This is a genomic window from Spiroplasma syrphidicola EA-1, assembly GCF_000400955.1.
GTDB lineage: Bacteria > Bacillota_I > Bacilli_A > Mycoplasmatales > Mycoplasmataceae > Spiroplasma > Spiroplasma syrphidicola.
Map to the genome: position 1 here is coordinate 346,213 of NC_021284.1, position 22,263 is coordinate 368,475.

The 22,263-nt window shown below is 30.9% G+C and carries 20 protein-coding genes; all 20 read left to right on the forward strand.

All coding sequences use genetic code 4. The features are described 5' to 3' along the window. Positions 1–17: 17 nt before the first annotated feature. Entirely contained in the window at positions 18–1,691 is a 1,674-nt protein-coding gene (gene argS / locus SSYRP_RS01615) for an arginine--tRNA ligase (protein WP_016340567.1), read from the forward strand. 143 nt (positions 1,692–1,834) lie between these two features. Beyond that, on the forward strand, positions 1,835–3,349 hold the full coding sequence (locus SSYRP_RS01620) for a hypothetical protein (RefSeq protein ID WP_016340568.1): 1,515 nt from the start codon (positions 1,835–1,837) through the stop codon (positions 3,347–3,349). A gap of 94 nt (positions 3,350–3,443) precedes the next feature. Continuing rightward, positions 3,444–3,704, forward strand: a complete 261-nt coding sequence (locus tag SSYRP_RS01625) for a hypothetical protein (RefSeq protein WP_016340569.1) — start codon at positions 3,444–3,446, stop codon at positions 3,702–3,704. A 59-nt stretch (positions 3,705–3,763) separates the two neighbouring features. Then, positions 3,764–5,494, forward strand: coding sequence for an MSC_0882 family membrane protein (locus SSYRP_RS01630; protein ID WP_016340570.1), 1,731 nt, complete (start codon positions 3,764–3,766; stop codon positions 5,492–5,494). 92 nt (positions 5,495–5,586) lie between these two features. Beyond that, positions 5,587–6,669 (forward strand): radical SAM family heme chaperone HemW, encoded by a 1,083-nt coding sequence (gene hemW, locus SSYRP_RS01635; protein WP_016340571.1) that lies wholly within the window; start codon positions 5,587–5,589, stop codon positions 6,667–6,669. A 50-nt stretch (positions 6,670–6,719) separates the two neighbouring features. After that, complete coding sequence (locus SSYRP_RS01640) at positions 6,720–8,069, forward strand: Sapep family Mn(2+)-dependent dipeptidase (protein WP_016340572.1); 1,350 nt, start codon at positions 6,720–6,722, stop codon at positions 8,067–8,069. A gap of 108 nt (positions 8,070–8,177) precedes the next feature. Then, on the forward strand, positions 8,178–8,882 hold the full coding sequence (locus tag SSYRP_RS01645; protein WP_016340573.1) for a hypothetical protein: 705 nt from the start codon (positions 8,178–8,180) through the stop codon (positions 8,880–8,882). Positions 8,883–8,898: 16 nt separating this feature from the next. After that, a complete protein-coding gene (locus SSYRP_RS01650; RefSeq protein ID WP_016340574.1) occupies positions 8,899–9,699 on the forward strand; it encodes a TrmH family RNA methyltransferase in 801 nt (266 codons plus the stop codon). Next, positions 9,692–10,288 carry a ribosome biogenesis GTP-binding protein YihA/YsxC gene (gene yihA, locus SSYRP_RS01655; RefSeq protein ID WP_016340575.1) on the forward strand — a complete coding sequence of 199 codons (597 nt, stop codon included), beginning with the start codon at positions 9,692–9,694 and terminating at the stop codon, positions 10,286–10,288. The genes SSYRP_RS01650 and yihA overlap by 8 nt, the downstream gene beginning before the upstream one ends. A gap of 79 nt (positions 10,289–10,367) precedes the next feature. Next, positions 10,368–12,209 carry a prolipoprotein diacylglyceryl transferase gene (locus SSYRP_RS05160; RefSeq protein WP_016340576.1) on the forward strand — a complete coding sequence of 614 codons (1,842 nt, stop codon included), beginning with the start codon at positions 10,368–10,370 and terminating at the stop codon, positions 12,207–12,209. Positions 12,210–12,293: 84 nt separating this feature from the next. Further along, positions 12,294–12,821 (forward strand): ferritin, encoded by a 528-nt coding sequence (locus tag SSYRP_RS01665; RefSeq protein WP_016340577.1) that lies wholly within the window; start codon positions 12,294–12,296, stop codon positions 12,819–12,821. 217 nt (positions 12,822–13,038) lie between these two features. After that, complete coding sequence (rny, locus tag SSYRP_RS01670; protein ID WP_016340578.1) at positions 13,039–14,568, forward strand: ribonuclease Y; 1,530 nt, start codon at positions 13,039–13,041, stop codon at positions 14,566–14,568. 119 nt (positions 14,569–14,687) lie between these two features. After that, complete coding sequence (locus tag SSYRP_RS01675; protein ID WP_016340579.1) at positions 14,688–14,957, forward strand: hypothetical protein; 270 nt, start codon at positions 14,688–14,690, stop codon at positions 14,955–14,957. A 189-nt stretch (positions 14,958–15,146) separates the two neighbouring features. After that, positions 15,147–16,505, forward strand: coding sequence for a signal recognition particle protein (gene ffh, locus SSYRP_RS01680; RefSeq protein WP_016340580.1), 1,359 nt, complete (start codon positions 15,147–15,149; stop codon positions 16,503–16,505). A 153-nt stretch (positions 16,506–16,658) separates the two neighbouring features. After that, entirely contained in the window at positions 16,659–17,384 is a 726-nt protein-coding gene (pyrH, locus tag SSYRP_RS01685; protein WP_016340581.1) for a UMP kinase, read from the forward strand. Further along, positions 17,384–17,932, forward strand: coding sequence for a ribosome recycling factor (gene frr, locus SSYRP_RS01690; RefSeq protein ID WP_016340582.1), 549 nt, complete (start codon positions 17,384–17,386; stop codon positions 17,930–17,932). The genes pyrH and frr overlap by 1 nt, the downstream gene beginning before the upstream one ends. A 35-nt stretch (positions 17,933–17,967) precedes the next feature. Then, positions 17,968–18,669 (forward strand): polyprenyl diphosphate synthase, encoded by a 702-nt coding sequence (gene uppS, locus SSYRP_RS01695; RefSeq protein ID WP_016340583.1) that lies wholly within the window; start codon positions 17,968–17,970, stop codon positions 18,667–18,669. Beyond that, positions 18,662–19,726: a phosphatidate cytidylyltransferase gene (locus SSYRP_RS01700; protein ID WP_016340584.1), complete on the forward strand. Its 1,065-nt coding sequence runs from the start codon at positions 18,662–18,664 to the stop codon at positions 19,724–19,726. The genes uppS and SSYRP_RS01700 overlap by 8 nt, the downstream gene beginning before the upstream one ends. 3 nt (positions 19,727–19,729) lie before the next feature. Further along, entirely contained in the window at positions 19,730–20,890 is a 1,161-nt protein-coding gene (gene dxr / locus SSYRP_RS01705; protein ID WP_016340585.1) for a 1-deoxy-D-xylulose-5-phosphate reductoisomerase, read from the forward strand. Between the two features lie 15 nt (positions 20,891–20,905). Continuing rightward, a complete protein-coding gene (locus SSYRP_RS01710; protein ID WP_016340586.1) occupies positions 20,906–22,258 on the forward strand; it encodes a site-2 protease family protein in 1,353 nt (450 codons plus the stop codon). The last annotated feature ends 5 nt before the right edge of the window (positions 22,259–22,263 follow it).

Below are 22,263 nucleotides of genomic sequence, written 5' to 3' on the forward strand. Positions count from 1 at the left end.
AAAGAAGGGAAGAAAATATGAATACAAATATTAAGATAATTACAAACCTATTAAATGATTTCTTAATTAGTAAGAAAATCACAAAAGATATTATTATTGAAAAACCAAAACAGGGTAATTTTGGCCATTTATCAACTAATTTAGCGTTACTATTAGCAAAAGAATTAGGTTGCAGTCCGCGTGAAATTGCTAGTGAAATTATTGCTTACCTTGAAGAACACAATAAAAACTACTTTCAGAAAATTGAAATTGCTGGCCCAGGATTTATTAATTTTACAATTGCTAATCAACAACTATGAGCTGTTATTAACGATGTGTTAACAAAAAAAGCATCATTTGGTCATTCAGCGCCAAAAAACTATACTTATAACTTAGAAATTGTTTCAGCTAATCCAACCGGATTTTTACATGTTGGTCACGCTCGAAATGGGGCAATTGGTGATAGTGTTGCTCGTATTTTGAAGGCAGCAGGATATAATGTCCAAACAGAATATTATACTAATGATGCTGGAAATCAAATTAATACGTTAGCTGTTACAGTCTTTGTTAGCTATTTAAATTTATTGGGTAAAACAACACCATATCCTGAAGAAGCTTATCGTGGGGAAATGTATAATGATGTTGCCCAATTATTTATCGATGAATATCAAGATCGTTTTATTGATTTAACTTTCGATGAACATTACAAAATTAGTGATCCGGAAGTACATGAATTGTTCCGCGAAAAATCGGTCAAAATTTTTATGGATATCATTAAAGCCCAGTTAGAATTATTCCGTGTTAATATTGAGTATTATTCATCAGAAAAAGCAATTTATACTGGTGGAAAAATTGAAGAAACATTAAAACAATATGAAAAATTAGGGAAAAGTTATCACAAAGATGGGGCTTTATGATTACGCACAACAGATTTTGGCGATGACAAAGATCGGGTTTTAATTAAAGCAAATGGTGATTTTACATATATTACCCCTGATTTAGCTGTTCATAATGAGCGTTTAATTCGTAGTAAAGCTGATAAATTGGTTAATTTCTGAGGGGGTGACCACCACGGTTATATTATTCGAATGTTAGCTGGTTTACAATTACTAGGGTATCAAAAAGATGTTTTAGACATTGATATGATTCAAATGGTTCGTTTAATCAAAGATGGTGCTGAGTATAAAATGAGTAAACGTAAGGGAACAGCAGTATGATTAATTGACTTAATTGAAGAAATTGGGGTTGATCCAATTCGTTATATGTTAGTTTCAAAAAGTGCCCAAAGTCATATGGACTTAGATATTGGCATTTTAAAAGAACATTCATCAAAAAACCCCGTTTACTATGCTCAGTATGCTTCAGCACGTTGTAATAGTGTTTTAAAACAAGGAATTGCTAATAATATTGATATTAGTGATGTCCAAAATTTTGACTTATTAGTTGAGCAAAAAGAGTTAGACTTATTAAATGATCTTGATTTGTTTAACCGTTGTATTGAAGGAGCGGCGACATTACGTCAACCACACTTAGTTTGTGATTATTTACAAAATATTGCCCGTCAATTTCATTCATATTATAATGAATTTAAAATTATTAATCTTGAACAAATTGAATTAACAAAGCAACGTTTAGTATTTGTTAAAGTAGTATATCAAGTCCTTTCTAATGCCTTTAATTTGTTAGGTGTTAATGTTATTGAAGAAATGTAAAAACTTGTTAATTTCCAAAAAAATTTAATTAATTAGAAGCAAAAGTGTTTTAGACACTTTTTCTTTTGGTTATCTTTCAGTTTTATCGCGGTTGGTTTTTTATTGTGTTATAATCTAATGAGAAAAAGAGAGGGTGTTCTTGCTTGCAGCAAAATTGAGATAATTTCTTATTTAACCCATTATTATTACTATTATTATTTTTATTTTATGGGCTCTTTATTTTTAAAAGTGGTAATATTAAAGCGTTAAGTCAAAAGATTTTTTTGATTGAAATATTTTGCTTTTGATTTGCCTTATTTTTAATTATTGGTAATAGCGTTGACTTAAGCTCACTTTTAAATAATTTTGGCTATACTGGCTTAGATAGCTTATTACTATTATTTGCAATTTCAATTGGTTTTTATGCCTTTATTTTTATGATTCCGTTTTTATTTTGACAAAAAAGATTATCGAAATTTAGCTGACGAATTTTTCATTATGTTATTTATAGTTTAGTGGCTGGGGGAATTTTAGTATTTACAGCTTATCCAAATATCGTGACAACAATTATTTTATCAGTTATCCTTGGGGCAGGGGCTACTATTAAAGGACTTAATTATTTATCATATAATGAAATATACGGGAAAAAGTTTTTTCCTTTTAAAACAGTTAGTTTAATTGCTCCGCTAATAACTTTAGCGTTATTGGCTGGTAATGATCTTAATTTATTAATTATTTCTTCAACAGCTAATGTTTTAAATAGTCGTGCCCAATTTTCAATTATTGGCTCATTAGCTTTTCTTGCTATTTTATCAGCTTTAGTATTATATTGGTTTTTTGCTCGTAAAAACTTTACGGCAACAAGTTTTACCGTTGAACAACAAAAAGCGTTAGAACCATTCCGTTGATATAAAGTATTAATAATTTTTGTGATGTTGTTCTTTATTATTGTTTTAAAAGAAGTATCCCAATCAAATATTTATTTATGATTATTAGGGCAGAGAACATGAGAAAAATACCATAATATTGATATTGTTAATCAATTTATTCGTTTAAACCAACAATTTTTCTTTATTCCGCAGTTTTTTGGGGCATATTTAGCTTGTCATGTTCTATATAATAAATTAGGAATTAAATATAGTTTTGCCTTAGGAATGTTCTTTTGATTTATTTTCTTTGCTGTTTCGGCATTTAATCACTCCCCAGAAGCTTTCCTTGTTTTACAATTAATTAATGGTTTAGCTTATGCTATGTGTTTCAATATTTTATTTGCGATGGTTTGTGAATGGAAATATCGCGCCCCAAATAACTTACCAATTGTTGGGCAATTTCAGTTATTATTTTTTGGTTCAGAATTTCTTGTCCAATTTACTGATAATATTTTCAAATATAAAAAAGTCGGGATTTTTGCTGATTATGTATTAGGACAAAATTTTATTGAAACACCAAACTTTGCTGTCAATATTGATAATATTACAACGATTATTTTTACAGTTGCAGCGATGATTATTTTAGGAATTTTAGTTGGATTTTATTTTACCTCTGATCTTATTTTAGCGGAATATCGTAATCATCTTGTTTTATTAGTCCCAAAAATTAACATTTTATTACGCGAAAGTCTTGTTGATAAAGTGCAATCACAAGTTTCAAACATAACAAGTTCACCTGAACAGCGCTAGCGGGTCAAAATACTCAAAAATTACTAAAAATGCATTTTTTGTTTTGAAAATCAAAATTTTTTGTTATAATACATTTAGATAGTGTGGTGTAAAAATGGGCATAAACTATTCAACAAATATTCAAATTCTAGATTTTAATTTACCAGTAATCGGGTTAGTTGGTATTTTATTAGGATTTGCAGCGCTATTGTTATTCATTTATTTTGTGATAACATTCTCGTTATTTCAAAATAAAAAACGAAAACAGCGGAAATTAAATACATTAAAAATGAAGGAAAAAGCTAGTTTAAAAGAAAATATTGAGGATTTTGAACAAGAAATTATGTTAGCTAAAAAAATCGGGTTAAAAGGCTAAGGTAATAACCTTCATTGTAAAGAAGAAATACTAGATCTATTAGGGCAGGTGTACAAAGTATGGGTTTTTTTAATTCAGTTAAAAATTTAGTCACAAATAATAATTCTCCAAAAGGGCAAAATAACAGCCAAGGAGATAATTTTCAAGTTGGCGTAAATGACCCTAGCGATCAAAATTTGTCTAATCCTAATGTAAACCCAAATATTCCCCCAGCCGCACCAACTTTTGATAATTCCCAAAATAATCCCCAGTTTATTCAACCAAATGTGGCATATAAACAAAATCAATTAAATAATACTAATATGTTATATAATACAAATCAAATGATTAAACCAGGACGAATTAATCCCTCTAGTCAATATAATTATTATCTTGATATTAATAATGAAGAAGCCGTTATTAGTCCCCAAGAAAATTTTGTTGCCCCCCAACAAGAACCAGCAGGACCAGTTGGTTATGTTGAACCATATTATAATCATGAAGTAGCTCAGCAATATCAACCAGCAGCGCCACAACCAATTTTGCCGCGCCGAATGATGAATCAAAATGGTAATCAAAATTATGGAGCAAATAACTTTAATGTTCCTCAACAACAAATGCCATCACAACAGCAATATTATAATAACGTCGCTAATGAAGGTTATTTTAATGATGAACATATGTATGTTAATCAATATCGTCGCCCATACCAACGTCGAATTATTAATCCGCATAATCAAATGAGCATGAACGAATTTTATGATCAACAACAATTTAATGATTATGGACCAAATAATTATGGGGGACCAAGTTATCCTTCACCAATTAACTCAACACCAGGATACCCAAACCCAGGGCAATTTAATGGGCAAGGATATCAAAATCCGAATTATTTCCAACCAATTGAATACAATAATGTTCCCGTCCCAACAGGAAACGTTGGCGCAGAAGTATCACGTTATGCGTATCAACCACAATTGAGTCCAAAGCAACATTCAAATAAATTAAGCAAAGAGCATGTTAATAAATTAATGCCATTTGAAATTGCACGGGAAATTCGCTCAGAAAAAGTTCGTAGTTTAGTAATGACAGTTATTGGCTTTTTTGGGACAATTTGTACAAGTTTATTTATTGCCTTATATTTTGTTACCCATAATAATGGAATGGAAAGTATTATTGGTATTAAAGCAATTTATATTCCACATCCATTTTTAACAATTACCTTATTAATTATTTCATTAGGAGTATTATTTAGTGGGATCTTTGATTTATCACGGGTTCGCCGAGAAGCTAATACTTATGTTATTAATTTAAACCGTGGTAATCATACTATTCCCCATTTTCTAATTAATAACTATAAAAAAATGACTGTCCGAGGAATTGTTTTAAATTGAGTTGCTTTTCCAACTTATGTCTTTGGGGCCATTATCTTAGGGATTTTATATGGATTCCAACAACATAAAGGGGAACAATTTATGTTTGGTTTCTGAAGCTGAGGAATTGTTGATGACTTAACCGCCGCAATTACCATTAATATTATTATTTTAATTACAATGTTAGGGATTCATATTACAAATATTATTTTAACAAAAAAACGGAAAGCAAATATTATTGGTTATTATGGTTATGAAATTGTTAAACCAGAAGAACTAGCAGCCTTACGTAAAAAAACAAACCGTATTTGCTTAGTTATCTTTATTATCTTTTTAATTATCTTAACCTTACTAATTTCTATCCCATGATTAATTGCTCGTCGTAAAAAATCCGGCAAAGGGGTTCCAATTATTGGCCGCTGATTTAATAAGGGATAATTGTTAAAAAAACGTTTTAAACGTTTTTTTTCTTTTGATTAAGCTATTTTATAATATAATAATAACAATATTAATTTATAAGGGAGAAAACGATGATTGAACATTTATATGTCCACATTCCATTTTGCAATCACATTTGTTTTTATTGTGATTTTTTTAAGATTAAAAAAAGCAAAGAAGAAATGGTAACAGAATTTTTAAATAGTTTAGCGACAGAAGTTGCGCGATTAGATCTAAGCAAATTTAATTTAAAAACAATTTATTTAGGTGGGGGTACACCAAATAGTTTATCAGATCAGCAATTAAGTGCAGTTTTAAAAATTTTACAACAGTTTGATCAAACAAATTTAGTCGAATATTCAATTGAATTAAATCCTGAGAATATTAGCCCGACACAATTAACTGTCTTAAAAGATTATAATGTTAATCGTTTATCAATTGGTGTTCAAACGTTTGATGATCAGTTATTAAAAAAAATTAATCGCCATCATAGTGTCAAGGATGTTATTGATAATTACCATTTAGCCCGAAAAATGGGATTTGATAATATTTCTTTTGATTTAATTTATAATTTGTTTGACCAAAATCAAACCCATATTATCCACGACTTGGCAGTTGTTGGGCAATTAAAACCAGACCATCTTAGTTGATATTCCTTGATCTTAAAAGAAAATTCATACTGAGGAAAAACAAAAACAAAATTACCAGATTATGATATTGAATTTGATGAAATTGTTAACAGGGAATTACAACAAATGGGATATGAACGATATGAAATTTCCAATTACACCTTAAATAAGAAATATGCTTTACATAATTTAGCATATTGAACTAATAAATCATTTTGACCGCTTGGACCAGGAGCAGCTGGTTTTTTAAATGATCCAGAATATTTGCTAGTTGAAAATAGTCGTAAATATTGTGACTGAACCCAACAAACGGCACCAATTTCACAACCAGATTATTATTTTCAAATTTTAATGATGGGATTACGCTTAACGCGAGGAATTAATTTAGCAACAGTTAAAGATGCTAAAGAAGCTTATCAGTATTATTTACCAAAAATTAATAGTGAAATTAGGCTTAACCGCTTAGAAGTTGTTGACAATCATTTACGTTGTACTCCGCAAGGCTATGATCTTTTAAACGATATTCTCGTAAATCTATTAGAATAGCGTTTTTTTGTGTTATGATAAAACCAAATAATTGATAGGAGATGAAAATTATGTTAATTGATGTGAAAAAATTACAAGAAGAGTATTTTCCATTAGCGTTAGAAAAAATTAAAGAAATTATCAAAATTCCCTCTGTTCGCTCAGAACCTGTTAGTGATGGACCATTTGGTCAAGGAACAAAAGATGTTCTAGATTTTGCAATTAATTTAGCAAAAGAATTGGGCTTTAAAACTTACCAGGACCCCCAAAATCGTTATGGGTTTGTTGAATATGGTAGTGGCGAAGAAGTTTTTGCTATTTTAGGCCATTTAGATGTTGTACCGACAGGTGATTTAACAAAATGAGAATTTGAACCATTTCAACCAATTGTAAAAGATGGTAAATTATTTGGTCGTGGGGCTTTTGATGATAAAGGACCAACAATTATTAATTTATATGCCTTAAAGTATTTAAAAGATCATAATTTTAACCCGGATTATCGCATTCGTTTAATTTATGGGTTAACGGAAGAAACAGACTGAACTTGTATTGAAACTTATATGGCAACAGAAGGTACGCCAGCATTAGGTTATACCCCTGATGGCGCTTTCCCAGTTGTTTACGCGGAAAAAGGAATTTATGATGGTGATATTTTAGGGTCAGGGGAACCGTTTACTTTAAAAGGGGGCGAAGCTTATAATTGTGTCGCTGATTTAGTTTATTATCATGGCGAGTTTAAAACCGAAATTGCCAAATGATTAACAACAGAAGGGATTGAAAATTACTTGGAGGGAGAAAACTTAATTGTCAAAGGAAAAGCTTCCCATGGTAGTTTTCCTGACCGGGGAATTAATGCCGCATTAGCAACATTAAATGCGTATGCCCAATTTAGTAACCAATCCCCAATTGCCAATTTTGTCAAAGACCATTTATATCAAGCCTTTAATTTTAGTAAAATCTTTCCAACAATGGTTGATGAAACAGGTCATTTAATTGTTAATAATGGGATCGTTGAAATTGATAAAACAAAAAGTCGTTTAACTTTGAACTTACGTGTTCCAGTTACATTTACGCAAGAAGAGATTGTTGCTGGTCTTAGCGCGGAGCTTAAAAAATATCAATTAGAATTGAAAAGTGTTGATTGACAAATTCCAATTCATATGGCGAAAGATAGTATGATGATTACAAATATTATGAAAGTTTATCGTGAAGTAACAGGGGATCAAAAAGCCCAACCAATTGCTCTTGGTGGGGGAACTTATGCTAAATCAATGCCTAATTGTGTAGCCTTTGGGGCTGAATTTGATTTGGAAGATTCAACGATGCATGCGTATAATGAATATGTGCGGATTAGTGACTTACAAAAAATGTTAGAAATATATACAAAATCTTTACCATTATTAACAAAAAAAGAAGTTTAAGGATAAACTTCTTTTTTAATAAAATTATTAAAAATATTCGCCAAATTACTTAATTATTATCAAACCCTATTATATAATTAAACTATAAAAAAACATGGGGGTTTATTAATGCCATCGTATTACGCTGAACAAATTTTGAATATGAAAAAAGATAAAATGAAAACATCGCTAGCTGAAAAGGATAAAACAACGATAATTAACCATTTTAAACATTTAGTGTGTGCTGTTAAGAAAGATGCTGTTGTAATTAAGCATTCAAAATATGGTTATGAAATTTTTAAAAGTGCCGTTGATAATAAATACTGAACTTATGCAGTTACTTTTACTGAACCAATTAATGCCGCAAAACCAGTTTATAAGCATCACTGAGTTGGTAACGCTTTTGTTGGTTATGGGTTTGAAACTTTAGCTGAAGTGTTAGAAAAGACAGCCGAGTTAATGCAACGAGGACCGACTGCTAATGTTCATTTTCGTGATTACTTATCATCTTGGGATGAACAAGAAGATCGAATTTATCTTGACTGAGAAGAAAAAGAATTTACTTATGAGGAATATAACAAATTCCAAAAATGATTTGCCAAAAATAAGATTAAAATTATGGCGAAACAAGTTGGGGTTAAAGATGCTGAAGACTATAACAAAGAAAAAGAACAGCAAAAAACCGGGTTGGCTGTTTTACTAGGAAAAATGCAAGATCCTCCTCGTCGCCCTCGGGCAATGGCGGTAATGATTCGACCAACAGCTAAAAATAAAACAGAATGACATGATCCAAAGTTAAAAAAATATATCATTGGCTTTATGTATGTAGAATAAACTTAGGAGCAGCAAAATGATTAGAGAAATTAATTCAACTGATAACGACCATATCAAAGCCTTAATTAAATTAAAAAATGGTGCGAAGATAAATGAAGATGCTAAGTTTTTAGTAGAAGGTTGAAATATTATTAAGGAAGCATTAAAGACTTTAGCGCTAGTAGAAATTATTACTACAAAAGAACACCAAGATTATTTTATAACAACAGCACCAACGATTCCTTTAACAATTGTGAGTGAACATGTTGCTAATAAATTAAAAGGAAGTGTTAATAGTCAAAATGTTTTTGCTGTTTTAGATTTAAATAAATTAAAAAATTACAATTATCTTGATTTTAGCACCGATATGTTAATTTTAGAAAATGTCCAAGATCCTGGGAACATGGGCGCTTTATTACGAACAGCCCTAGGGTTTAATTTTAATAATATTTTAATTCTTGGCGATAGTGTCAGTATTTTTAATGAGAAAGTTTTGCGTGCTTCGCAGGGCGCTTTTTTAAAATTAAATCTAAAAGTTCTGAAAACAAATTATTTGAATGTCCTACAAGAATTAGCCGCAGCACAAAACTATTATCTTATTTCAACTGGATTAAATCAAAAAGCAGTTTATTTAGACCAATATTCTCTTCCAACCAGCCAAAAAGTTGCATTAATGTTTGGCAATGAGGGTAATGGTTTAAGTTCAGAATTAGTAGCAATGAGTCAATTAAATTTAAAAATTAACATAAATCCTCAACTTGAGTCTTTAAATGTTAGTCAGGCTAGTGCCGTAATTATGTATGAAATTAATAAGCAAAAAGGAGGTCACAATGTTTAAATTTAAAAATGCCAAATATTTAACTTCTGCTGTAAATAAGGCTGGTTGAATCGATGATGATTTAATGGAAATTTGTGTTTTAGGGCGTAGTAATGTTGGTAAATCAAGTTTTTTAAATATGCTAACTAATAATAAACAACTTGCTAAAGTTTCTCAACAACCAGGAAAAACTAAAATGCTTAATTTTTTTAGTGTAAATAATAATACTTTTCGTCTTGTTGATGCTCCTGGTTATGGGTTTGCTCGTGTTAGCAATGATCAAAAAGATGCTTTTGGTCAATTGATGGAAGACTATTTAACAGCCCGGGATAATCTAAAATTTGTTTGTTTGCTGATTGATTTACGTCATCTGCCAACTAGTGATGACTTAGCAATGTATGAGTTTTTAAAGTATCATCATCTTAAAACAGTAATTATTGGAACAAAATTAGATAAGTTAAAACGTAATGATATTAATAAAAATGAAAAATTAATTAAAGAAGCTTTAGGGTTTAAAACAAGTGATGAATTTATTAAAACATCAAGTAAAGATAAAATTGGCCGGGAAGAATGCTGAAAAATTTTTGCTAACCTTTTAGGATTAGAATAATTTTTCATTTTTTTTGAGGATATCTTAATTCTATGTATATAATTAACATATCTTAATAAAAAAGGAGAGGAAACTAGCAATGTTATTTAATTTCTTATCATCACCTCTAGATCCTAGCACAATTACTCCTGAGAATACCCCGCATAATATTTTAGCCAATTATGGTTGAGTTCATATGTATGCAGTCTTTATGACATTAGGAATGATCGCGGCCATTTTGGTCAGTTACTTCCGTTTAAAACGCCGTCGCATTCCAATTGAACCATTAATTTGGTCAGTTTTCTTAATTATTCCCGCTTCCCTATTTGGAGCTAGCTTTTTTGGAAAAGTTAATACTTTTGTTGATGATCCTTGAATCTCATCACGAGGGGCAATCCCATTTTTCTCATTATTCGCCTTTTGAGAAGCCGGCATGAGTATTCATGGGGGAGTCTTATTTGGAGCAATTGTGGGGTTAACAATATTTGGTGTTGTTGGTCGTTCATCTCATGTTTCATTATGAGTTTATGCTGATTGCATTATTCCTAACATTTTACTAGGACAAATTATTGGTCGCTGAGGAAACTTTTTTAACCATGAATTATTAGGAAACGTCACAACTTATGATGCCTTATCCTGGTTACCAGCCTTTATCCGCGATAATGCTTGAGCATGAGATGGGATGCATCCTGAAACAGTGATTAATGCTTTAGGGCAAGCAGAAATTGTTTATCGTCAGCCAATCTTTTTATATGAATCATTCTTTAATTTCATTTTATGAGTTGTTATTACTTTTATTGTCCCAAACTTTGGGCAATGATGTTCAAAAAAACCATGAAAAAAAGATCCCAAACAATATCCATTTGATTTAAAATATTCGATGCAGCATTTTTTCCATCGGAAAGATGATTTAACAAAAATGACTTGATCACAGGCTTGAAATAAGGCTTACTTTAAAAATTATCCGAACCAAGCGCAATTAGAAACAATTGAACCAGTTAGTGTTAAGACTGGTAAATGTAAAATTAAAAATCGCCTTACTCATTGGTGAGCAAATGGTTCTCAACAATTAACAAAATTAAATAATCCGGAAGGTTATACTATTACACGTTCAGGTGTTCAAACTGGTTTTTACTTTTTGGGTTGAAATATTATTCGCTTTATTTTAGAAACTCAACGGGAAAATGAGACAGAGTTATTTATTAAAAATAATCGTATTGCGGATTACACTGTCTTATTATTAATTGCCTTTGCTGGTTTATTAATTATTTTATTTGCCCAGTTTGTTGCACCATATCACTATCGTAAAAACGGATTTTTATATGAAAAAGAATATGTTGATTATCAAACCCTTAATAATTGACATTTCAAAAGTTATTTAGAACAAAACCTTATTTTGGGAGAAGAAAATTATTATAATACTTTACCTGCAGCCATTAAAAAATATGCCATGCAATATTTAGGTTATTCACCCCAACAGTTTGATAAGTACTTTACATTTGAAAATTTCTTAGCAAATGAAAATCCAAAAGTAGAAGTAGTTAATTTTAGTTTTAAAATTAAAGCCATTAATAATCGGGAAAACTATTTCACAGATGAGCTTGTTGTCGTAATTGATAATAAGTTAGATTTGACCCCAATTTTTAATCAAAAAAGAATTGTTGTTAATCAACAAAATAATAAAGTATCAAAAGCAGAAATCATGGCGGCAATGACAGCAGTTTTAACAGAGCAAAGCATGAAGGAAAAAATTGAAACCTATTGGCGTAAAATTTATCCGCACTTAAATCCCGCTAAAACAAATGTTTTAACAGTTCCGCTTGAACAATTATTAAGCTTTGAAGAGTTAAATGTTGTGAATAATAGGCTTGAAATTTCTAAATTTAAGGTGAAAGAAACTGAATGCTATTATGCTAAGAAGAAAATAACTTTTAAAGTTTAATTTGATTAAAAAAGGATATTCCGAATTAGGTTTATCTTTTTTTATTTTGGAGTAAAATAATAGCATAGGAAAGAGGTGTAAAAAATGGTAGCAACAGATAGTGTAAAAGATTTACAAACATATTTAACTGAACATGCAAAAATGCAATTATTTTGTTATAACTTAAGTAGCAATGCAGATCGGTTAGGATTCCCTGGTTTTAGCCATTATTTCCAAGTGCAAGGTCAAGATGAGGTATTACATCAACGTCGAATTATGAATTTCATGATGCAATCTGATGTTCATTTTCAATTAGATAGCCTTACGTTGCCCGAATATAAAAAATATAATAACCTGAAAGAGATTGTTGAAGCATACAAAGAGAAAAGAACTTACTTTGCTGAATTAACTAATAAATTAGCAAAAGATGCATCAACTCGTAATGATTTAACAACAACAAAATTCTATGATTGATTTATTATTGATTTTTCGGAAGAATTAGGAGAAATTAAAGATTTATTAGATTGAATTGCAATGTCAAATGGGGATTATTATGATCTTGATAAAAAAGTTTTAAAACGTGAAGAACCAAATACGTTGTTAGTAATTGAACCATTTAGCCCTCATAAATAAATCATTATTAGGTAATTAAAAAAATATAATGACATTATTGTCATTATATTTTTTTTGCAAAATTTTGGAAAATCACCATCAAGATATGAATATCCCTAGTATTTTCGGTGAAAAAATAGTATAGTATAAGTAAAGAAAAAAAGATTAACAATTAAGTTTTGGCAACATATTTTAATTACTTCTGTTCGTCAAACATGGAGAGAGGAAAGTCACAACAATGGCAACATACCAATGAATAATAATAGTTATCTCAGTCGGCTTAAGTGGCTTAGTACTAGGATATATTATTGAGAAATATCTGCGTTTTCGTTTAAAACGGAAAATAAAACAAAAAGTATTAGAAGCTGAACAAACGGCAAAAAAAATTATTAATGTTGCCAAGGCGGAAGGGAAAGTTGAAGCAGCTTTAATTCGTCAAGAAGCGAAAGATGAAACTGATCGAAAAAGAAGTGAGTTTTTAGAACGCGAAAAATTTTCAGCAGAACGTGAACAATTAATTCATGAGCGGGAAGAAGGGTTAAATAAAAAAGAACAAGTTTTTTTTCGCAAACAAAATGAATTAGAAACAACAACAAAATATTATAAGCAATTAGTTGAAGAAAGTATTACTTTATTAGAAAAAGTATCAGGTTATTCTCGTGAAGCGGCTAAAGAAATTTTGTTTAAAGAAATTGGCGATAAATATCAATTAGAAATTGGGGCTTTTTTAAAAAATGCTGAAACAGCGGCGAAACTAACCGCCAAAAATAAGGCAATTGATATTATTACCACAGCAATTGAACGTTATGCCACGGATACTGTTATTGAAAAAACAACAGCGATTTTAGAGTTAGAAGATGATAATATGAAGGGGCGAATTATTGGGAAAGATGGCCATAATATTAAAACTTTTGAATTAGCAACGGGGGTTGATTTAATAATTGATGATACCCCAAACCAAGTGCAATTATCATCATTTAATCCGATTCGTCGGGAAATTGCTCGCCGAGCCCTAGAAAAATTAGTCCTTGATGGGAGAATCCAACCAAATCGGATTGAAGAGGTTGTTAAAAACGAGCAAAATGATTTTGATGTCTTAATTTTAGATGTTGGGCGTCAAACAGTTGAGGAATTAGGAATTACTAACATTGATCTTAGTTTAATTGAACATTTAGGAATGTTAAAATTCCGGACAAGTTATGGTCAAAATGTTTTACTCCATTCAATTGAAGTTGCAAAGTTAGCTGGTATTATGGCTAGTGAATTAGGGTTAGAACCAAGTATTGCAATTCGCGCTGGATTATTACACGATATTGGTAAAGCAATTGATTTTGAAAATGAAGGAAGCCATGTAACATTGGGAGTTAAATTAGCAACAAAATGCAATGAGAGTGACATTATTATTAATGCTATTCATTCTCATCATGGTGAAGTTCCTCCAACAAACCCATATTCAGTCTTAGTGTCTGCTGCTGATACAATTTCGGCCGCGCGACCAGGAAGTCGTAATAATACGTTAGAAAATTATATTACGCGAATGAAAGAATTAGAAACAATTTGTGAAAGTATCCCCGGGGTTGATCATGCTTATGCCGTGCAAGCAGGTCGACAAATCCGAGTTATTGTTAACCCAGTTCAAAAAACAGATGAAGAAACTCATAAATTAGCCTATGATATTCGGGAAAAAATTAAGGCTAATAAATCAGTTCCTGGTGATATTGTTATTACTATTATCCGTGAATTACGAATTACCGAAACAATTATTTAACAAGAAAAATCAAACTTTTAGGTTTGATTTTTTTTGTTATAATTAATACATATAAGGTTATTGATAAAGCAATAAAATTATATCGTGATGTTATGAGAAAATAGAAGGAGGTAAATTTAATGCGCCAAGTCTCTTACGGGTTAATGATTGCGGGAACAGTTTTAACATCTGTTTTTATTTTGCCATTAGCATGAATGATTCCATTAACAGTACTAACAAAAAAACAACTTAACAATCCAAAACCATCAATTGCTTTAGGAGTTTGCTGTATTCTTTTTGCTTTTATTTTTGGTTTAGTTGCCGGAATTTTATTATTAATACAAGATGATAGTATTAAAGTTGAAGAAGGCCCAATTATTAATACAGTCCAACCAAATATTAGTAACTAAAAAACTAGTTATTACTTTGTAGCAATATAATATCAATCAAACTATAACTTATTAATTATTAAATTATAAGTTATTTTTTTTGACTTTTTTTGCGATAATTCCTTTAATTTTCTTCTTGATTAGATGTTATTTTCTAATTTTTGGGTATAATTAACAAAGATTAAAAAAATAACAAAGGAGGAAAATAACATGATTGGAGATTTTTTAGCTAATCGCTTGAAAAAGTCAATTGAAAAGAATTTAAAAAAATCGACTTTAACTGATGAAACAGTGCAAGAAACGTTACGTGAAATTCGTTTGGCTTTACTAGAAGCCGATGTAAATAATGCCGTTGTAAAAGATTTTATTAAAGCAGTTGAAGCTAAAGCAAAAGGAGAATATATTAACGAAGGCTTAAATGCTTCGCAAATGATGATTAAAATTGTTCATGAAGAATTAATTAACATTTTTGGGAAAACAGCTTATGAATTAAATCTTTCAGCTAAACCAGCTGTTATTATGATGGTTGGATTACAAGGGAGTGGGAAAACAACCACAACTGGGAAAATTGCAAAACTAATTGAAAAAAAATATCATAAAAAACCGTTGTTAGTAGCTTGTGATATTTATCGTCCTGCCGCAATTGATCAGTTAAAAACAATTGGGCAAAATTTAGGGGTAGAAGTTTTTGAACGGGGAACCCAAAATCCTGTTTTAACAGCGCAACAAGCGGTGGAATATGCCAAAGAACATAAACATGATGTTGTCTTATTAGATACTGCTGGTCGTTTACATATTGATGAAAATTTAATGCAAGAATTAAAAGAAATTAAAAATAATGTTTCGCCAAGTGAAATTTTAATTGTTGTTGATGGAATGACAGGACAAGATATTATTAATGTTGCTAGTGAATTTAATGACTTATTAAAATTAACGGGAGTAGTTGTCACAAAGTTAGATGGAGATGCTCGTGGGGGAGCTGCTTTATCAATTACCCATTTAACAAAATTACCAATTAGTTTTATTGGGACTGGGGAAGGAATGAGTAACTTACAAATTTTTTACCCTGACCGAATGGCTGACCGAATTTTGGGAATGGGAGATGTCCAAACCTTATTTGAAAAAGCAAAAGATGTCATTGATGAACGGGACATGAAAAAAACGATGAACCGAATGATGATGGGGCAATTTGATTTACAAGACTTGTTAAACCAAATGCGCCAAATTTCAAAAATGGGAAAAATGGGGGGATTAATGAAATTAATTCCGGGGATGCCAAAAGTTAGTGATGAAAAAATTGCTGATGCGGAACGTAAGTTAAAAGTAACGGAAGTTTTATTATCATCAATGACAATTAAGGAACGTCGTGAACCACGGTTATTAAAACATTTATCACGAAAAAACCGTATTATTAAAGGTTCTGGTCGTAGTGAAAAAGAATATAATGAATTAATTAATCAATTTGAAAAAACAAAAAAACAAGTTGATGAAATTGCCCGTCAAATTAAATCAGGGCGAATGCCAAATATCCCAGGAATGGGTGGCTTAGGGGGCTTAGGCTTTAACTAAACAATATGAAGAACATTTAAGATATCGGATCATTACGATATTACAATTAAATGTTCTTTTTTTAAATATTTTATTTTTTTACTTTAATTATTGTCGTAAACAATTTATAATAAGATATGATAATTGAGAAAATTGAAAAGAGGATATTAAATAATGGGATTGAAATATAAGCGCGTTTTATTAAAAATTTCTGGGGAAGCCCTAGGAACAGAAGATAATATTTATGATTCACAAAAAATTCATGATATTGCCAAACAAATTGTTAAATTGCAAGAAGAAGGCTTACAAATTGCCATTGTTGTTGGTGGGGGAAATATCTGACGAGGAAATCAAGCCGATACAATTAGTATGAATCCAATTAGTGCTGATTATATGGGGATGTTGGCAACAGTAATGAATGCCTTAGCATTAGAAGCAGTGTTAAAAAATGAAGGAAGTACGCATGTTGTTGTTACTTCAAAAGTACAAGTGCCAGAAGTAGCATCACCATATTTATTTAAAAAGGCAAAAGCCTTATTAGAAAAAGGGGCAATTGTTATTTTAGCCGGAGGAACAGGGCAACCTAAATTTACGACTGATACAGCAGCAACAATTCGAGCAATTGAACTTGAAGCTGATGTCTTACTAATGGCCAAAAATGGGGTTGATGGAATCTATGATAAAGATCCAAAACAAAATAAAGATGCTGTTCGCTTTGAACAGATTAGTTTACGAGACTTACAACAAAAAAACTTAAAAGTAATGGACTTAACAGCATCAAGTTTAGCAATGGAAGATAATGTTGATATTGTTGTCTTTGATATTAACGATGCCAATAATATTTATAAAGCTGCCCATGGGCAAGCACGCGCAACAATTGTAACAGGAGGAGAAAAATAATGGCTGATATGATTATAGAACAAACAAAAAATAAAATGGAGAAGGTAATTACTGCCTTAGAAAATGAACTAGTTAAAATTCGCACTGGACGTGCTAATCCAAATATGTTATCACATATTGTTGTGGATTATTATGGGACAATGACTCCAATTACGCAAATGGCAAATATTATTGTCCCTGAAGCGCGTCAATTGGTAATTAAACCCTATGATCGCTCAATTATTGCTGCTATTGTTGGGGCAATTAATAAATCTGATTTAGGAATATCACCAATGGCGGAAGGAGATTTAATTCGCTTAAATATCCCGGCTTTAACAGAAGAACGTCGTAAAATTTTAGTAAAAGAGATGTGAAAAGAAGTTGAAGGGTTTAAAGTAGCTGTTCGTAACGAACGTCGTGATGCTAATGATACCATTAAAAAAGATGGTACGGGAACAGAAGACGATAAAAAATATTATGAAGGAGAAATTCAAAAATTAACTGATAAATATATTAAGTTAATTGATGAAAAAGCTATTGCAAAAGAAAAAGAACTAATGGAAGTATAATCTTCCATTTTTCATCTTTTAGGAGGAGAAAAAACATGAGTGTAAAAGGACCAGAACATGTTGCGATTATTTTAGATGGTAATGGTCGCTGAGCAACAGCCCAAGGATTAGCGCGTACCGATGGCCATGAACAAGGGGCTAAGCAAATTAAAACTATTGCTTTGGCAGCTAGTAAAATGGGGATTAAGTACTTAACAATTTATTGCTTTTCAACGGAAAACTGAAATCGCTCAGTTGGGGAAGTTAATTATTTAATGAACATGCCGCAACGTTTACTACAAAATAAGCAAATTAATGATTTTAATAACGAACAAATTCGTATTAACCATATTGGCCGAACAACAAAAATGCCACCCAAAACCCTTGAAATTTTGCAAGATAGTTTAGCAAAAACAAAAGATAACAAAGGAATGGTTTTAACTTTTGCCTTTGATTATGGGGCTGTTGAAGAAATGGTGTCTGCAATTAATAATATTATTGCTGAAAAAATCCCTGTTGTTGACGAAACAATTTTAGCAAACCATTTGTATACAAAGGATTTACCACTTGTTGATTTATTAATTCGACCGGGGGGCGAAAAACGGTTAAGTAACTTTTTATTATTTCAAAGTAGATATGCTGAATTATATTTCTCAGATAAATATTGACCAGAATTTGATGAAAAATGTTTACTAGCGGCAATTATGGATTATAATAATAGAAATAGAAGATTTGGGGGAATCACAGATAATGAGTAATGAAAATGTAAATGTACAAAATTCAACATCACCAAATACTGAAAATGTTGAAAAAGTGGCTAAGCCAAAGCACAAAGAAAAAGGAATGTTTCAAAAAAAATATCAACAACGTTATTTAACTTTTGTTGTTTTAATTGTTTTATTATTTTTCTATCTTTTCACTGGAGCAGTAGCAACAGAATGAACTGATTTAGCAAATATAGCAATTGCTGATTATGTTTTTATCGGTCTTAACATTGTTATTTTGGGTCTTGCTAATTTTGAAATCCTAAAGTTAGTTGGGGGAACAAAGTGACCAATTTATGTCCAAATTATTACATACATTTTAATTATTTTCTTATTTTTATTTCCAGTTGAAAGTGCTGGTCATAGTTTATCACAACTTAACTTTCCGTTTTATAGTTTAATTAGTTGAGAATGACTACATAGTTGAGTAATTTTATTAGTTTACTTATTTGTTGTATTAATCTACTTATGTTTAATTTTTGCGTCAAAAGAAATTTCTTTTACAAAAATGTTTATTGTTTTTGCCTTTTCATTATATTTAACTTTTGCCTTAAAAGGAATGACAAAATTCATGCTAAATCCAAGTTATGGATGAAGTAGTGTTGTTTGATTAGCACTAATTATTATTTTGACAGATACTTTTGCCTTTGTTGGGGGAATTAGTTATGGGAAACATAAATTAGCGCCAAGTATTTCACCAAATAAAACATGAGAAGGATCAGTAACAGGAACAATTGTTGGGGCTGGAGCGGCGATTGCTTATGCGATTTTAATGTTTCAATTTGCTCCTGAACAAAATTGAGTGTTTAACTTTTTCTCAAATGATGATGCCCAAAATACAATGCGCTATGTAATTTATGTTTTATTAGGAATTATTTTATCAGTTGTTTCACAAGTTGGGGATTTATCATTTTCATGAATTAAACGTCGTTATGGGATTAAAGACTTTAGTAATTTATTACCAGGCCATGGTGGGGTTCTTGATCGTCTTGATTCATTTTCATTAGTCTTCTTTGTAATGTTTATTATTTCATCAATTGTAATGGCTTAATAAATGCAAGAATTAATTTTATTAGGAGCTAGTGGTAATATCGGCGAACAAACCTTAAGTTTATTACGAGAAAGTCCCGGTTCATTTAAGTTAATAGCGGTTGGGGCTGGTCAAAACCTTGTGGCGTTAAAAAAAATTCTACTTGAATTTTCAAGTATAAAATTTGTTATTACTCAACAGGAAGCAGAAGTTAACAGTTTAGCAACCCAATTTCCTCAAATTACTTTTTTAACTGGCGAAGATGGTTATCGTAACCTTTTTGACCATTTTCCTAATGCTTATGTCATTAATGCGATTAGTGGTTTTGCCGGATTATTTCCAACTTTAGCAGCTTTAGCAACAAAAAATCGTGTTTTATTGTTAGCAAATAAGGAATCTTTAGTGATGGCGGGTCATCAAATTAATGATTTATTAACGGCCAATAATGGCACATTATATCCAATTGACTCTGAACATTGTGCCATTTTCCAATGTCTTGAGGCAAATAATCCAATTAAACAAATTATTTTAACAGCCTCTGGGGGAATGTTTGCTAATTTATCGCTAGAACAATTAGAAGAAATTAATGACCAAGAAGCTTTTAACCACCCAAATTGAAATATGGGGGCTAAAATTACGATTGATTCATCAACAATGATGAATAAAGCTTTTGAAGTAGTAGAAGCTTATCATTTATTTAAAACTGATCAAATTTTAACGGTCATTCATCCCGAATCAATCTTACATTCCGCTATTCAGTATCATGATAATACAATTATTGGCCAGATGTCTGTTCCCTCAATGCTGCAAGTACTGAGTTATTTTCTGTTTTATCCGGTGCGTCAAAATAGTCGACTATTTGAACCACTTAATTTTGACAATTTACTAACTCTGTCGTTCCAAAAAGCTGATTACCAGCGATGAAAAGCGTTACAATTAGCGCAAGAATGTTTAACTGAAAATAATTCAAAAGCGGTAGCTATGGTTAGCGCCAATGAAACGTTGCGAGAATTATTTATTAACAAGCAATTGCGGTTTTATCAAATTGTTAATTATGTTGAGTATTTTATGGCTCAAACGCCAGGCAAAAAACTTACTAATTATAAACAAATTAAAGAATTAAATGATAAGATTAGAATAATGATAGAAGCCTATTTTAAAAATAGGGTCCCGGGAAGTAATTAGCAAAGGAGTTAAAAAATGTCAGTTGGAATGATAATTTTAGGATTTGTAATTGGAATAATTATTTTATTAATTTTAGTTACAATTCACGAATTTGCCCATTTTATTATTGCTAAATTAGCGGGGGCTTATGTTTATGAATTTGCGATTGGTTTTGGACCAAAATTATTTAGCTGAGGAAAAAAGGAAACAAAGTACTCTTTACGGTTAATTCCTTTTGGAGGATATGTATATATCGCAAGTGAATTAGCCGATCCACCAAAGGGGCGCGAAGATGAAGTTGTCCCTGAGCAGCGAAAAATGGAAAATATTAAGCGCTGAAAAAAATTGTTGTTTATTGTTGCCGGAGCAATAATGAATTTTTTTATTGCTGTTTTTATTTTTACAATTTTATTTGCTTCGCTAGGTTATAAATCAAATGATATGACATATTGAGGAGCAACATATTCCCCACAAGGGGTAGCTTATCAAGCTTTCCAAGGAACACCGAACATAACAGAGGTTAATCAGGAAATTGTTATTTTGGATTATTGATTAGGAACTGATAAAGCTCAAATTGAACAAGCAGCAACTGACTATAATAATTGTCTTGCCGAAGGGAAAGAAAAATGTGATGATCCGGCAGGATTAACTGTTAGTCATTTGAGTAAAAATAATCAAATCCCGGATTATACAACTACAGTCTATAATTTTATTGATGTTTTAAAAAAACAATATGATAAAAATCCAGCACATAATGATGCGATTGTTTTTCGGATTCGAACAGTTAATGCTCATCACCAATTTAGTGGCCCATTATTGGAACCAACAGTTACTAGCGCTATTGGGTTTGATGCAAGTAAAGGACCTTATACTGTTGGGATTGCGGCCCCAAACCGAATTTTCACCTCAACATGACAAGGATACAGTTACGGTTGAAAAGAAACTTTTACCCAGTCTGTTTCAATCTTAAAATCATTTGGCTTATTATTTACTGGTCAATGAGGGCAATTATCTGGTCCAGTTGGGATTGCTAAAACAATGTCATCAATCTTAGATAATGGCGCGGTCCCATTTTTCCTATATGTCGCAATGTTATCAGCTAATTTATTTGTTTTAAACTTAATTCCAATTCCACCATTAGATGGTTATAAATTTTTGGAAACAGCAGTTGAAGGAATAATTATTAGTGGTAAAAAAGTTAATGGTCGCTATAAAATGTGATATTATCGTAAAGATGAAATAAAATTAGCGCAAGCAAAAACAAAATATCAGGACATTAATCCCAATTGACATTTACCAAATAAGGCGAAACTAATTATTAATATTACGGGCGCTGTTTTATTTATTTTATTATTTATAGGAATTACGATTAAAGATATCTTTTTCTAAAATAC